At 45.4% G+C, this 15057-nt stretch carries 11 protein-coding genes; 8 read left to right on the top strand and 3 right to left on the bottom strand.

Annotated features, from left to right (window positions below):
• Window positions 1-7: 7 nt before the first annotated feature.
• The gene (locus tag BVI01S_RS05445) at window positions 8-1111 is read right to left on the bottom strand and encodes a DUF1648 domain-containing protein (RefSeq protein WP_061809552.1); all 1104 of its coding nucleotides are present in this window, start codon (window positions 1109-1111) and stop codon (window positions 8-10) included.
• Between the two features lie 3 nt (window positions 1112-1114).
• Window positions 1115-1498, bottom strand: a complete 384-nt coding sequence (locus BVI01S_RS05440) for a GntR family transcriptional regulator (RefSeq protein WP_034762336.1) — start codon at window positions 1496-1498, stop codon at window positions 1115-1117.
• Window positions 1499-1685: 187 nt separating this feature from the next.
• Here BVI01S_RS05440 and BVI01S_RS05435 point away from each other — a divergent pair, with 187 nt between their 5' ends.
• From BVI01S_RS05435 to BVI01S_RS05415, 5 genes are all read left to right on the top strand, one after another.
• Entirely contained in the window at window positions 1686-2192 is a 507-nt protein-coding gene (locus BVI01S_RS05435; protein WP_061809551.1) for a GNAT family N-acetyltransferase, read from the top strand.
• A 136-nt stretch (window positions 2193-2328) separates the two neighbouring features.
• Window positions 2329-4029, top strand: coding sequence for a transglutaminase domain-containing protein (locus tag BVI01S_RS05430; RefSeq protein ID WP_061809550.1), 1701 nt, complete (start codon window positions 2329-2331; stop codon window positions 4027-4029).
• A 135-nt stretch (window positions 4030-4164) separates the two neighbouring features.
• Complete coding sequence (locus BVI01S_RS05425) at window positions 4165-6390, top strand: bifunctional diguanylate cyclase/phosphodiesterase (protein WP_061809549.1); 2226 nt, start codon at window positions 4165-4167, stop codon at window positions 6388-6390.
• Between the two features lie 206 nt (window positions 6391-6596).
• Complete coding sequence (locus BVI01S_RS05420) at window positions 6597-7631, top strand: TDT family transporter (protein ID WP_061809548.1); 1035 nt, start codon at window positions 6597-6599, stop codon at window positions 7629-7631.
• On the top strand, window positions 7628-8347 hold the full coding sequence (locus BVI01S_RS05415) for a sulfite exporter TauE/SafE family protein (protein ID WP_280512983.1): 720 nt from the start codon (window positions 7628-7630) through the stop codon (window positions 8345-8347). The genes BVI01S_RS05420 and BVI01S_RS05415 overlap by 4 nt, the downstream gene beginning before the upstream one ends.
• Before the next feature lie 50 nt (window positions 8348-8397).
• On the opposite strand, the gene BVI01S_RS05410 is transcribed toward BVI01S_RS05415, so the two are convergent.
• Window positions 8398-8754 carry a DUF488 domain-containing protein gene (locus BVI01S_RS05410; protein ID WP_034762348.1) on the bottom strand — a complete coding sequence of 119 codons (357 nt, stop codon included), beginning with the start codon at window positions 8752-8754 and terminating at the stop codon, window positions 8398-8400.
• Between the two features lie 200 nt (window positions 8755-8954).
• On the opposite strand from BVI01S_RS05410, the gene BVI01S_RS05405 reads away from it, so the two are divergent.
• The 3 genes from BVI01S_RS05405 to BVI01S_RS05395 all read left to right on the top strand — a co-directional run bounded on the left by BVI01S_RS05405 (window position 8955) and on the right by BVI01S_RS05395 (window position 14995).
• Window positions 8955-9647, top strand: coding sequence for an ABC transporter ATP-binding protein (locus BVI01S_RS05405; protein ID WP_061809547.1), 693 nt, complete (start codon window positions 8955-8957; stop codon window positions 9645-9647).
• Entirely contained in the window at window positions 9644-14191 is a 4548-nt protein-coding gene (locus BVI01S_RS05400; protein WP_061809546.1) for an FtsX-like permease family protein, read from the top strand. Before BVI01S_RS05405 ends, BVI01S_RS05400 begins: the two co-directional genes overlap by 4 nt.
• Before the next feature lie 186 nt (window positions 14192-14377).
• Complete coding sequence (locus tag BVI01S_RS05395; protein WP_061809545.1) at window positions 14378-14995, top strand: LysE family translocator; 618 nt, start codon at window positions 14378-14380, stop codon at window positions 14993-14995.
• Window positions 14996-15057: the final 62 nt, after the last annotated feature.

The raw sequence follows: 15057 nt of genomic DNA, 5'->3' as shown, positions 1-15057 counted from the left end.
CTCTAGATCATAGGAGTGTCACGATCAGTATGACAAGGAGTGGTCCGATGAGGACGATGTATCCCAAGGGTCTTGCGAAGTTCAGGGTCCAGCCTACTCCGAAGCGCTTTTCGACGAAGATGGAAGGATCTTCGGGATTGAAGTAGATGAGGCCGCCTTTCCAGTATTGATCGTCGTCAGCGTTGATCACATCACCGGGGCTTTCATCGATGATTTCCACATCCAGGTCTGAATCCTTTTTCCCTACTTTAATGGCCAGAATGACTGTCCCAATCAGCACGAGTGCAGAGAAGGCAAGTGGCATCGTGATGATCAGGAGGTCACTGACGCTATTTTCGTAGAGAGTGGTGAACTGCAGGAACGTAAACAGCATGGACACCAGGACGGAAATGAAGAACAATAGCCAGCTCGTGTACTTTCGAAGACGCAGCTGACGGACGCGGGATGCCTTGACATTCCCGGCGCTCAGCTTGATGCCCGAATTTCTTGTGAGTTCATTGATCCCGAGGAACATGGCGTTCATCACCAGTAGCACGAGAGGAAGTGTCAGAGCGGAAAGATACGTTTTACCGGTGAAAGCATCGGGCTTACCATCCGGTCCCCAGTGGGTAGGAATCTGGTCCGGGAGGCTTGCGTAATTTAATAAAGTAAACACCACTAACCCGACTGTGATGACCATGGGGATGACGTACACGATCCATGGGAGCATTTCATCCTTCGTTCTGAGGTTCAACTCAGAAACGCGAACCTGCTTTCGGTCCTTGAACCACTGCTCTTGCTTTTTCAATTGCGTCACTTTCATATGAAAATAAAAATAAAGGGCCATCGAGATTAATAAGATGACAAAGGGCATAAACAATCCAGCAAATATGAGTACATTTTCTGTGAGGGTGTTCATTGATGACCAGATGAAATAGGTGGCCAACACGATGATTGAGACGAACAATGTCAGGATGGCATAAAGTTTTTTATAATGACGAAGTTGTGTATTCTTTATCTCATCAACAGGTATGGTTACACCGAACACAACCGTTCGCTTCACAATGAAAGGAACCGCCATTTGGAGTGCTGCCAGAAAGCCTATCGTGACGAAAATAAGAGTCATTTCCATTTTTTAATCCCCCTTAACGTTTGAAATGATCGATGCGACTAATTCTGTAATTTCTTCTTCGTTCATGCCGGCGACCAGTGATTCGACTAAGATCGGCCGTAATTCTTCTGAAATCTGATTCAACCTTTGGGGAGGAATCGTTCCCTCGGAAGGTGAACAAATGACGGCACCCGACTTCGGAACAATCCGGATCACTCCTTTGCTTTCCAATTCATGATAGCTTTTATTCACGGTATGCATGTTCACACCAAGGTCACCGGCAAGACTCCGTACAGAAGGAAGGATATCTCCTGGAATCAATTCACCCCTGACAATCCCTTCCATGATCCCGTTTGTTACCTGTGCATAAATCGGTGTATCCGATTGAGGTTCAATTTGGATAAACAAAGCGTCACCTCCTAGTTTTGTTATATGTTAAGTATAACAGAATTGTTCTAGTATGTGTATAACAAGAGTATGGAAATTCCAAAAAAAGTTAGAAGGTTGGTTCATTACTCGTTATACTTTGATTATAGAAATGATGGAGGAAAGAAAAAGGTGAGAAATTAAAAAATTCGAGGGGCGAGGGTACATAATGAATAAAAACCTGGAAATTAAAGAACTGACAACCATAGAAGAGCATATAGTTGAGCTTTCCCACCTATTAAGGACAGTCGTGGATGACGGGGCGTCCATAGGGTTTTTATCCCCAATGGATCGCTTTACTGCAGTGGAGTTCTGGGGTGATGCACTGCGTCCCTATGTGATCCTTTACATAGCCTGGGTGGGGGAAGCCATTGCAGGAACTGTGCAGCTCCATCTTTGCACCAAACAAAACGGTACCCACAGAGCCGAAATCGCCAAAATGATGGTTCACCCCGCGTTCCGCCAAAAAGGCATCGCCAAAAAACTCATGCAATCCGCAGAGAAAAGAGCGAAAGAAGAGGGACGGACCTTGCTCATTCTCGATACAGTAGAAGGAGCTCCATCTAATCATTTGTACACCTCCCTAGAGTTCGTAAAGGGAGGACGCATACCGGATTACGCCACCTCGCCTTTCGGGGAACTAGAGGCGACCATCATTTATTATAAGCACATTTAGAAATGGAGGAGGGACGGACCTCAAAACAGACCCGTACTAGAGGTCCGTCCCTCAAATGAATAGTAAAATAGAATCAGAAACGAATAGCTTTCTGGTTCGTATGTGTAGATAGGAAAGAAGTTTAGAGGAGGAAGACATGAGGGAGAAACGTTCGTTTTTGATTTTGGTTCTGTGTTTGTTGAGCAGTTTCCTGTTTGTGACCGCATGCAGTGACTCGAATGCCAGCAGCGAGGGGAAGAAAGACGGTAAAAGGGATGAAGATCCGTATGAAAAAGAAGTAAAGAAAATGAATGATGAAATTGGGGAAGAAGAACCTCTGAAACTCACCTCCTACAGCGAGGAAATCGGCGTCACAATCGATGAACCGGTATATAAAGAATTCGCTGCAAATGGAAAGGTGAGCGTGAAGGGGGAAATTGAAAAGTATCAAGATTTAAAATCGGACTTTGTCTGGATAAAGGTCAGGGCAAGTGAAGAAGGGCCAGGAGGAAGGCAACTCGAATATTACACACCGATCGAAGACGGCAAGTTCAAACAGGATATCCATTTTTTCAATGGGGAAGGTGAGTATAGCGTCTCTGTGCAACTTCCCAGCAAGGACCGTGAAAATTACTACTATGATACGGCGTCTTTTACCGTCCATAATGTGAATCATGAGATCAATAGGGATGTGACAATGACACCATTTGGTCAGGATGCGGAACTGTCATTAAGTACGAAATCCAGCTATGTCAAAGGCAATCAAGTCTTTTCTTTAAAAGGAGAGGCTGCCAGTCTTTCGGATCAAGATACGATCATGCTCAGACTAAAGAAGGATTCGGATAATTGGAAGCATGTCATCCCCGTGAAGGATGGGGAATTTAACTATGATGTTCCCTTGTTTTACGGAAAAGGGGTGCACGAGCTCGAGGTGCTGGTTCCAGATGGAGACCGTGAAAATTACTACCAGACGGCGACCACTCTTCTTATAGATAACGAGTCCGACCGGGTGATGAGCCCGATAGAGTATGCGGATACGTATCGTGAACGGGGCGTGGACCTAGAATCTCCTCAATTTGGGGGAGAGGAGTCGGATGGCCAATACAGGGTTAAGGGAAGCATCGATCCGGAAGCAGAATTCGGCCCGGAAACGTCGCATATTTATATCACGACCAAAAAAGGGGAGGACGAAGCATTGGATGTCATCCCTGTTGAAGATTTCACCTTTAATGATTCGTTTTACCTGCGCTTTGGGCCGGGAACGTATGAAGTGACCCTCAGTGTGCCTGAAATCAAGGAAGAGAACAGTGATTACTTCAGGTTTTTCGGCTTTGCGAAGTTCGAAGTGGAATCCACAGGTGAAGACAAGCGGGATCTCCTGCCTTCACGCGGTGTTCAGTCGGATTCACCTGAAATCAAGAAGCAGGCAGATACCGTCACTTCAGGAAAATCAAGTGACAGGGACAAGGCAAAAGCCATCTATGATTATGTCGCAAAGAATGTTTCATATGATGTTAAAAAGTATGAAAATGATGATTTCAACTGGGATGACAGTGCGTTGAAAACACTGGGATCCAAAACCGGCGTGTGCCAGGATTATGCGTATCTGGCCATTGCCATGCTTCGTGCCAGCGAGATTGAGGCGAGATTCGTGGAAGGCAGGGCAGGCGGTATTTTTCCGGGAAGGCATGCGTGGGTGGAGGCGAATCTTGACGGGGAATGGGTGACCCTGGATCCGACATGGGGATCCGGTTACTTGAAGGACGGTAAGTTCGTCCCTGCATTCAATGAAGATTATTTCGACCCGGATATGAGTGAATTTAAGAAGACGCATACACGGACGGGTGTATCGTATTAGAATGTTTGAGCCGGCTCTCTTTAGGAGAGCTGGTTCTTTTTGATTGTGACAGGAAATTTTTAGCTGTATTGTGAATGAAAGCCATAAATAGTACACTTGGATTAGAAGAAATTCTTATATTCAGGAGCGTAATGAATGTTATTGACACAAAATAAGAAAACAGTCCTCATCCTTTTTATTACCATGATCTTCTTGGAAATCCTCGATTTTTCATGGAAGACAAACGATCAAACGAAATGGGAAGGGTCACTCTTCCTTCACACAGGTTTAGTGTTCTGTATGCTTGCTCTATTGTTCATCCTTTTTAGGGGGAATTGGAGTGCTTCCAGGGAATTATCCAATAGCAATAAGAATTTAAACAATATTTTTGATACGCTGGATGTGGCCATTTGGTCCCATGATTTAAAATCAGATGTTCTCTTGATCACCCCTGGTATTGAAAATTTGTACGGATATCCATTAAATGACTTCTATCAGGATACACTTCTGTGGAAAAAAGTGATTTATCCTGAAGACATGCCGGTATTGGAAGAGAGAGCGAAGAATCTTGGTTCCGGTCAGGCATGTGTGAGCATTTACCGGATCATTAGACCCGATGGACAGGTTCGCTGGATACAGGACCGGGGCATCCCGACCTTGGATGAACACGGGGAAATGACTTCTTTTACCAGTGTGTTATTTGATATCACCAACCGCAAGGAGAGCGAAGATCAATATCGCAGTTTAGTCGACTTGTCACCTGATATCATTGCAGTGATCAGTAACCAAACCTTTGATTATATCAATGAAGCGGGAAGCAGGCTGATCGGTGCAGAGAGCCCGGCTGATATCCTAAACCAACATGTTTCCCGATTTACCAGTGATGAGAATATCAGGATGATCAGGGAAGGTACCAATGGCTCTACTTCAGGTGAACGTTTTGAACTGACCGTTTATCGCCTTAACGGTGATGAGATAGAGTTGGAGATTTCCGCCATGCCCATTTTATATGGGGGAAGGATGGCTATTCAATTGATCGGCAGGGATATCACCAATCGAAAGAAAGCGGAGAAGACGATTCATGCCATGGCCTATTATGATTCGCTGACGGGCCTTCCGAATCGGAATAAGTTCAAACAACATTTAAGCGGGTCATTGCGTGACCATCCCGATCAATCGATGGCAATATTATTTTTAGATTTGGATCGCTTTAAAGTCATTAATGATACAAAAGGGCATACCACTGGAGACGCAATATTGGGGAAGGTCGCCTTTCGCTTGAAAAAGGTGGTAAGCGACAAGGGGATTGTGTTTAGACAAGGTGGAGATGAATTTATTATTATCCTCTCCAATATGAGTGAAGGAGAGGTTGCAGCAAAGACGAAAGAAATTTTACAAAGTTTCATCAGTCCGATCTTCATTCAGGAACAGGAATTCTTTGTTACCCCGAGTATCGGAATCAGCGTGTATCCAAAGGATGGGAAAGATCAGGAGAGTTTGATTAAACATGCCGACACAGCCATGTACTTAGCCAAGGAACAAGGGAAGAACAATTATCAATTCTATTACCCGGAACTTGAAAAAGCATCTTCAAGGAATATGGAGATTGAAAATGGATTACGAAAGGTATTGGAATTCGACCAATTGTGCCTCCATTATCAGCCCAAGGTGGACCTTGCTACCCGTAACATAATTGGAGTGGAAGCCTTGATACGTTGGCATCATCCTACATTGGGGATGGTTTCCCCGGCTGAATTCATTCCACTGGCAGAAGAAACCGGATTGATCGTTCCAATCGGGGAGTGGGTTTTAAGAGAGGCGTGTAAACAGAGCAAAGAGTGGGAAGAGACCGGGATGGGCATTATTCCTGTTGCAGTCAATATTTCCGTCAGGCAGATGAAGGATGGCGGATTTGTTGAAATGGTAAAAGGAATTTTAGCAGAATATGAGTTTAAGCCGGACCGACTTGAGCTGGAAATAACAGAGAGCATTATGCAGGACTTTGAAATTTCGACGAATGTCCTTAATCTGTTAAAAAAAGTGGGCGTCATGATCTCCATGGATGACTTTGGGACGGGTTACTCGTCATTGAGTAATTTAAGGCACTTACCAATCGATAGTATTAAAATCGATAAATCGTTTGTAGATGATATTATGGAAGATTCCAACCAGGTATCCATTGTCAAAGCCATCATCGATATGAGCCAAAACATGAACTTCACCACCATCGCAGAAGGCATTGAAACGGAAAATCAAATGTTGTTCCTGAAAAGGAATGGATGCCAGGTAGGGCAAGGATATCACTTCAGCAGGCCATTGCCTGCGTCTGAGTTACAATTATCCTTAATCGGCGCGAAAACGAAGCAGGTAAATATGACTTAAGCGAGGGACGGACCTCCAATTCGCAACGGACCCATGGGTTTTATTGCTTATTGAAGGTCCGTCCCTCTTTTCAATTAAGAAATGTTAAACTTATATAGTTGATCGTTTGAGTGTAGGAGGAAGGATTGTGAATAAGAATATGAATGGCCGGGAGTTTCATTGCTCCGCGTTCGAACACGCAGAAGGGAGGTCTCTGAAGTAGAAAGATGAAGACGGAAGAAAACAAAAACCGCATTGAGCCGGCTTCAGGTGCCATCGTTATGGCTCTTGGAATCTTTCTTTATGCTGCTATTGAAGCCTTTACTTGGGTAAACCACACTACGGCAAAAATACTGAGTGTTACCTTGATTGTGCTGACTGCCATTATATATAAATCTCTTATTAAGCAGTTGTTAACTAAATCAGATAGAAGTCTTTTACTATCGAAACCCGTACCTTCATTCGTCATAGGATCATGGATTGCAGGTATTTCGGTCTTGAGTAATGTGATCGTCAAATATTTTCCGGATATGAGCGTGGCGGTTCAGGTTGTCATGCTACTTAATACCGTGATGTGGCTCGGTTTTATGGCAAGCTGCGTCTACCAGTTTAAAGAGTTGGTGAAACGGCCGGCAGCCCACTCCACTCATGGTGTCGTGTTATTGTCTACCGTTGCCACCCAGTCGGTGGTGATTTTTTGGGTGAAGCTTTATCCCTCTCTTCCAGAGGGATTGCTGGTTGGGGCGATATCCTTGGGAATCTTTTTTTATTTGATTGGGCTGACACTGATGATCGTTCGTTATGGCAGAAACCGTTGGACACTCATGGACGATTGGCCGAGTACGAACTGTATCATTCACGGTGCTTTATCCATTACCGGCCTTGCCATCGTCTCGTCTGGGATGCTCTCCGGAAGGATTATGATGGTGTTTTGGCTGGTTGTATTTATTCTTCTGATTGGTGTGGAATCGTTGGAAATGGTAAGAGCAGCCACGCGGGTACAGAAACTTGGTTGGAAAAAGGGGATTTTCACCTATCATATTAGTCAGTGGTCGCGGAACTTCACCTTTGGGATGTTCTATGCTTTTACGATGACCATGCATGATAATCCGTATTATTTGAATCGCTTTTATCCGTTTCATGAGGAGTTTTTACATGTTTGGGCGTGGATTGTGTGCCTGTTTCTACTAGCCGAGATTGGTTTATGGGTGGGATCAAATCGATATTTTCTTGAAAGAAAGAGTAAGGAGCGTGTGTCTTGAGTACTTTCATCTTGTTTATGGCTATCATTTTATGTGCATCCATCTTGCAGACCAGTACCGGGTTCGGATTTTCCATCATGGCTACACCTTTCCTACTGCTCTTATATCCACCTAAAGAAGCGATTCAGATTAATTTGATCTTATCCCTTGTGATTTCTTTGGCGCTGATTGTGAAAATCAGGCGGGATATTGACTTTACACTGGTGAAAAGGTTTGTAATCGGGAGCATGCCCGGCTTATTCCTGGGAATAGTGGTTTTTACTCTTATTGATATGAGTCTCCTAAAGGTAGTGATCAGCCTGGTCATTATACTGCTCACGATTTTACTTATCATGAAATTCCGCATCACGCAGTCGACTCCCCGGGACTTTCTGGCAGGGGCATTATCAGGTGTGCTGACTACGAGTATCGGTATGCCGGGGCCGCCACTGCTTCTGTATTTTTCAGGCACCGGGACAAAGAAAGAGAAACTTCGGGGGACAACCCTTGCCTTTTATTTGTTCATCTATCTCATCAGTTTAGGGATACAGGTGAACGTGGCGGGAACGACTCTGACCGTTTGGAAATCAAGCTTGCAAGCATTACCCGTAGTAGCTGTTGGCCTCCTGTCAGGACAGGCATTATTCAGCAAAATCAATCAAAAGTTCTTTCAAATCGTTACCTACGTACTCCTCTTATTTAGCGGCATCTATCTTTTGATCGAAAGTATTTTTTGAGGGACGGACCTTCAATCAGCGAATTTGGCTGATGTAGAGGTCCGTCCCTCTTACATATCCTCCAGGACTTCTTTAAGCACGACGGCATGGTTGTGCTTCTCGTCTTTTGCTCCGTAGAGAAGGACTAGGCGTTCATTTTCTGCCATTTCCTTCAGTTTCCGCAGTTTTTTTTGTTTTTCTTCATCTTGATGGAGTTCGTCTTTATAGGCTTGTTTGAACTTCTCGAACTTTTCGGGGTCGTGGTTAAACCACTTCCGTAAAGAGGGACTGGGTGTAATCTCTTTCATCCACTCCTCAAGTTCTGCCTCTTCTTTCGATATTCCACGGGGCCAGACACGGTCGATCAGGATCCGGTGACCACCTAATCGGGGAGGTTCCTCATAGATTCGTTTCAAAATGATAGACATCGTAAACCCTCCTTCTATTCTCAGGATAAACGGGAATGGGGGAAGAAGCAACGTTAAGAAATCTAGGCAAACTCATCCCTTCCGATAGCTCCTCATCCAAACAACAAGGTCCGTCCCTCCTGAATTTTCAAATATTTGTAATGTGTTTGTAGTATTTCTGTTATAATTGTTAAAAAATTCAAAAATAAGGGGGCTTTTGGATGGTGAATGGGGTCAAGGTTGATGGGGTATCTAAGGTATATAAAGGTGAAGGCGTTGAGACGCATGCTTTATTGAATGTAACGGCTGAATTTCAACAAGGGGAATTTGTTTCTGTGGTAGGGTCATCCGGTTCAGGAAAGTCAACGTTATTGAGTGTGATCGGAACGTTGGACCGTCCGACAGGAGGAAGTATCTTATTCGAGTCAAAGGATGTAACGGAATTCAGTCAGAAGGAGATGGCGGATTTCAGGTTTGAGAACATCGGTTTCATCTTTCAGCAATTTCATTTAATCCCTACGATGACAGCAATGGAGAATGTGATGGCACCCCTTTTCTCAAGGAAAGTTCCGTATGATAAAAAACAGCGGGCGAAAGAATTACTGGAATCCATAGGGCTTGGTGATAAGCTGGATTCCCTTCCTTCACAACTGTCTGGCGGACAGCAGCAGAGGGTCGCGATTGCACGGGCTTTGGTACATGAGCCTAAGTGGCTGTTGGCCGATGAACCGACAGGCAACCTGGATACGGAAACAGGGGAGCTCATCTTTCAAATTATAAAATCACTCAATAAGGAAAAGGGCTGTGGGGTCATCTTTGTCACTCATGACTCAGAACTTGCTGAGAAAGCGGATCGAATCATTGAAATGAAGGATGGCAGGGTTCTATCTGATCGGATGGTGGGGGCCCTGTGATCCGCTTTATATGGAATACGTGGTGGCGCAACAAGCAGCGGTTCATCCTGCTGATCATCGGAGTCCTGCTTCTAAGTGTCGGACTGAGTTATCTCGTCGGGATGACCCAAACCAACAATGGAACGATTGTGAACGAACTCCAGAAAAGGTGGAAATCTTCCTATCACATGGTAGTGAGGCCGCCTGACTCCAGAAGTGTCACGGAAGATATGAATCTATTGGAACCGAACTATTTGAGTGGACTCGACGGAGGCATCACTCTGGAACAATATGAAACCATCAAGGGAATGGACGATGTCAAGATTGCAGCACCCATCTCTGTGATGGGGTATGTATTCAATGACGTTCAAATGGGGGAGGTAAACATAACAGAGCCGGGTATTTACCGGTTGAATCAAAAAGAAACGGTTCAGACCGGGGCGAAAGCGGAGGTTAACGACGGGAACTATTATTTTACAGTGGGTGGCGGACAGTATTCGATGGATCGGGGTTATGGAGTTGGTGAGTCAATAGGTGAGTTATCCTACGGTACACAGGTCCTCGTTGCAGGGATCGATCCCGAACAGGAAGCGAAGCTTGTCGGACTCGACAATGCTATGGTGGCTGGAAAAGGGAGCCGGTATTTTTCAGAGAATGACAAGGTCATGGATATACCACTGGAAGGCAACCTGAACGATATATCGATACCGGTGATTCTGAGCAACCGTGAATTCGTTGATGGGGAAATACACTATACAGTGGAAAAGCTCGATATGCCATTCGACCCCGACCATCAGGATGCAACGATGGAAAAAGTGAAGAAGAATGGCGGGGAGAAATATTTAGAGGAGCAAACAGGAAGTGTTGTGGAAGAAAGAAGTTTCACGACAGAGGAAGCGCACAAAAAAATTGTCAATTCCGTCATGAATCCAAGTTTCGAATCGGGTTTGGGAGGTATGAGCTGGATGGCCTTCAAGCCGTCGCCGGTGGAATACAAGCCGGTGACCAGCCCATTTAGGGAAAGATGGGCATTCAGTTATGAAGTGGAACCATACAGCTTACCGGAGGATTCTCTTCTGGCAGTCGATCAGGCGTACAGGCCGGTTGAGTCGTTCGGAGAGGATAGCTCAAGCTGGCCGCGGCTTCGACTGGACTACATCGGAATCTTTGATGCCCAGAAGCTGACCATTTCGAAAGACCCCTTGACGGAGCTGCCCGTCGAAACGTACTTTCCTTCGAAAGCCAGCTGGGTAGTAGATGAGAAAGGGGATCCCATCAATCCACCCGTCACGATGAAACCTGCAAACAATCCTTATGGTTTCCTTACGAAGCCTCCTTTGATGTTGACGACACTGGATGCGGCGGCTCATGTTCTGGGGGACAAACCCATCTCAGCCATACGTGTCAATGTGAAGGGGGTTGACACCTTCAATGAAGATAGTGAAGCAGCCCTTCAAAAAGTGGCAAAAGAAATCGAAGAGAAAACGGGATTAATCGTGGATGTCACGTTAGGTTCCTCCCCGCAGCCTGCTTTGACTCATATCCCGGGCATTCAGGGGGAAAAGGGCTTTGGCTGGATCGAACAGCCGTGGATTAAGATCGGTTCTTCCATCACGATTTTTAAAGAAGCAAAGCTTGGGGTGTCAGGAGTAGTGGGGAGCGTCATCCTGGTGGCGATCGTTTATGTGTTTTCCTCCAATCTCATCATGATGTACGCCAGGAAAAAGGAGTTTGCCGTTTTGCTTTCATTGGGCTGGCGTCCGAATCAGCTTTCAAGGCTCCTTCTCCTTGAAGCACTATTGCTGGGTATGGTCGTATCTTTTATCAGCTGGCTCATACTGGCATGGTTTTCAGTGACAAGCGAACTGGAAACGTCCTATATTCGAGTGGCCCTCATCGGATTGATCGGACTGACGATTTATATCGCGGGTGCACTCATTCCCGCCTATCTTGTGAAAAAAATCAGACCATACGAAGCGATGCGTTCAGGGGAAATCTCCATGAAACACAAACGGGTGGCAAGGTCTGAATCAGTGGTCGGAATGGCCATCAATTCAATGGTGTCCAGGTGGAAACGGACCGTTTTATCCGTTGTTTCCATGGGTCTGCCGACGGGTCTTCTTGTCTTTTACTTATTCATCACCTTTCGATTGAAGGGAGTCATGTATACGACCTGGTTAGGGGAGTACGTGGCCATGGAAGTCAGTACGATGCATTATGTGGCAATGGGGATCGCCCTCTCGATCGCCATCCTGACTACGGCTGAAATCATCTGGCAGAATGTAGCGGAAAGACAGCCCGAAATATCTGTGTTTAAAGCCCTTGGCTGGAAAAATGGTACTGTTCGGATACTTGTCATTTTGGAAGGGATATTGTCAGGGGCACTTGCCGGTGTCGTCGGCTTGCTTTTTGCCTTTACGTTAGTCTGGAAGGTTTACGGAAGCGTCCCTTTCACCCTTTGGTGGATCTATGTGGCCTCCCTATCGATCCCGGTCGTCACCGGAATCATCGCAGCCGTCCTGCCTGCGGGGAAAGCTGCCAATACTCCTCCTTATCAGGGACTGAATGGAGGATACAGCAACGATAAGAAAGTGGAAAAGCAATTCAAATACATTCTTTCAGGGGCAGCTGTCATCCTCCTCCTTGGTGTCATGACCTTAGTGGGAAAGGGAATTCCCGAAGTGGAGAAAGGTGAAACCGCCAAAGTGGCATCTCCGGTGAAAGAACAAGGAACGGAAGGGAAAACAACGTCGGTCTTTGCACCGGATAAGAAAGAGGAGGCTGAGCCCCAGGAGGATGCTCCCCTCGCATTTTTAAAAGCGAAAGAACTTGCAGGAAAGCAGGCAGAGCTTGGTGAAAAACTGGACCTTGATTACCTAACGATCCTGATTGATTCACCTAGTAAAACGCCAAAGGAATTAAAGGCAAAAAAGAAACATCAGCTCATCACAATACCTGTCAGCTGGGACATCAAATATAGTGATCCCAATACAAGCAATCTCTCATTCAAACCAGGTGCCTATTTCCTATTGGATGAAAAGGAGAAGAAGTACTATCCATTGAAAACGGATATTGTGGATGCCCTCAATTACCGTGGGGGAAGATTGAAGTTTCCAGGTAGAGTGACGGCTTTATTGACGTTCGAAGTGCCCGATAAGTATGAGCGCTTTATGATAAGCGGAAGGATTCCTGATCATTCCAAGGATGTAGTGGCCGAACTTACGAGGGAAGACTTGAAAAAAAGCAGGGAGCCTTTTAGGTTGAAGAAAACGGGTGTTTCCCCGGGTGCAACTGGGGATTACACGATGAAGATAAAAATGGATAAGGAGAAGAACTGGAGTGTAGAGACCGATATCAGGGTGACCAATCATTCAGAAGAAGCGTTTCGAGATATTGGGTTTTATTTCATTCCAAATGCATTTACGGAAAAAAATAAACCGGATTTCGTGAAAGGTCATGCCGAATCCAGCATTCACTCCATAAATACCACTGGCGAGGATCTTCAGTACTCCTTAAATGGGAATAAGCTCCTTGTCGATCTTGACGAAAAGCTGCAGCCTGGTGAAACGAAATCAATCAGCATCGACTACAGCTTGAAACTTCCGGAAGATGGATTACGTTTGTCGCAGAAAGGGGAAGACTTCTTTCTTGCACAGTGGTATCCGATGCTTGCGACGTATCAAGATGGTTGGGATATAGAGCCTTTCGATCCGAAAGGTGAATCCTATGATACAACCTATGGAAATTATCGTGTTTCCTTTGAAACGCCAGAGGAATATCTGGTGGCAAGCTCCGGGGAAGATGCGTCGGAAGAACCGGTGAATAAAGGGGAAATCGAAGGAAGCAGCATCCGGGATTTCTATCTCGCATTCCTCAACCCCGATGAATGGGAACAAAAAACAGAAAAAGTGAAAGTTGGGATGTATCGAAACGTGGCCATCCGGGCTTTTATGAAAAAAGAACAAGATTCCATTATGGATGATGTGCTCAAAAAAGCAGCAGATTCTTTCCTTTTTTACCACGATAACATCGGAGAGAATCCGACCGGTGAATTGGATCTTATTGCAAATAATGGAGACATGGAATACTCGAATATTGTGGAAATATCGGGTGATCCCGATGGATATGAACATCCATTATTCCATGAAATCGCCCATCAATGGTTCTACCAGGGAGTGGCGAACAATCCTTATCGGGATGCATGGCTTGATGAAAGTCTCGCAGAGTTACTATCCTCCTACTATCTCGCATATGCATATAAGGACGAGGGAAAGGCTTTTGCGTTTTCGAATCAAGTGCTGAATACTATGAAGCCGGAAAAGTTCCTGAATACCCCGTTGAATGAATTTCAACAGAATTATATTTCAACTGTATACGGAAAAGGCCCGCTCCTGTTGAATGAGTTCTTCGAAGGTAATGGAGGAAGAACGGAAGCATTGAACTTCCTGGCGGCTTATTACAAAGAGTATCAATACAAACATGTTGACTCCGACACCTTTGCACAGTTCTTCGAAGCCTACTACGAAGGCAGCCAAAAAGAATTCCTGACAGGATGGCTTGAATAGAAAGTGAGAGGGACGGACCTCCAAACGGTTCTCTTGGAATTCATTGAGGGATTTGTTGGAGGTCCGTCCCTCATTGCGATTACCATTTCAACCGGACAAAGCCGAACACCGTGTTGGATTCTCATAAAGATGGTACTTCCGCTGCTACAATCAGATAGGTTTTCTTCAGAATAAGGAGAGGGAACAATGAGTGCTGCATTATTGTTTATCAAGAGCGTTATGATAGGAGTGGCCATTGCTGCACCTGTTGGACCTGTGGGGATCGTATGCATTCAAAGGACACTGGCATATGGGAGGCGGACAGGTTTCTTATCAGGGTTGGGAGCTGCCACGGCAGATGCCTTATATGGGTTGATTGCCGTTATGGGACTCACGGTCGTTTCCGGCTTCCTTATGGCTCACCAGTTCTGGATTCAAGTATGGGGAGGGGTGTTCCTTTTGCTGTTGGGTTGGAAGACATTCACCTCTAAACCCCCGGCATTAAGCGCAGGGATACCGGACACTCCTTCGTCGGTGAAAGGATTTTTATCCGTTTTCTTATTGACGCTCACAAATCCCCTTACTATTCTTGCATTTATCGCGATATTCGGGGTGTTTCGGGTGGGGGGGCCTGAGGATTTTCTAACCTCTCTGACGGTGGTATCGGGAGTATTTTCGGGATCTGCGCTTTGGTGGGGGATACTTGCATTCGTGGGTGGATGGATAAGCAGCAGGATCGGACCTGACTCACTCAAACTAATTAATCGTACAGCGGGCATCGTCCTAACAATCTTCAGTGTACTCTTTTTGATTGACCTATTATAACCGCCTGTACTGGTTGAATTGAGGGACGGACCTCCAAAACGGATTTCTACTTTACATAAGAT

Origin of the sequence: Rossellomorea vietnamensis NBRC 101237, from assembly GCF_001591825.1 — a bacterium.
GTDB classification, from domain to species: Bacteria; Bacillota; Bacilli; order Bacillales; family Bacillaceae_B; genus Rossellomorea; species Rossellomorea vietnamensis.
Note: the sequence above shows the minus strand (reverse complement) of the source record. Positions and strands in the feature narration are given on the sequence as shown.

What these genes read in the sequence shown, in the direction of transcription:
- BVI01S_RS05445 (WP_061809552.1), bottom strand. Translation starts at nt 1,111, where the DNA reads ATGGAAATGACTCTTATTTTCGTCACGATAGGCTTTCTGGCAGCACTC.
- BVI01S_RS05425 (WP_061809549.1), top strand. Translation starts at nt 4,165, where the DNA reads ATGTTATTGACACAAAATAAGAAAACAGTCCTCATCCTTTTTATTACC.
- BVI01S_RS05395 (WP_061809545.1), top strand. Translation starts at nt 14,378, where the DNA reads ATGAGTGCTGCATTATTGTTTATCAAGAGCGTTATGATAGGAGTGGCC.
- BVI01S_RS05420 (WP_061809548.1), top strand. Translation starts at nt 6,597, where the DNA reads ATGAAGACGGAAGAAAACAAAAACCGCATTGAGCCGGCTTCAGGTGCC.
- BVI01S_RS05430 (WP_061809550.1), top strand. Translation starts at nt 2,329, where the DNA reads ATGAGGGAGAAACGTTCGTTTTTGATTTTGGTTCTGTGTTTGTTGAGC.
- BVI01S_RS05405 (WP_061809547.1), top strand. Translation starts at nt 8,955, where the DNA reads ATGGTGAATGGGGTCAAGGTTGATGGGGTATCTAAGGTATATAAAGGT.
- BVI01S_RS05410 (WP_034762348.1), bottom strand. Translation starts at nt 8,754, where the DNA reads ATGTCTATCATTTTGAAACGAATCTATGAGGAACCTCCCCGATTAGGT.
- BVI01S_RS05435 (WP_061809551.1), top strand. Translation starts at nt 1,686, where the DNA reads ATGAATAAAAACCTGGAAATTAAAGAACTGACAACCATAGAAGAGCAT.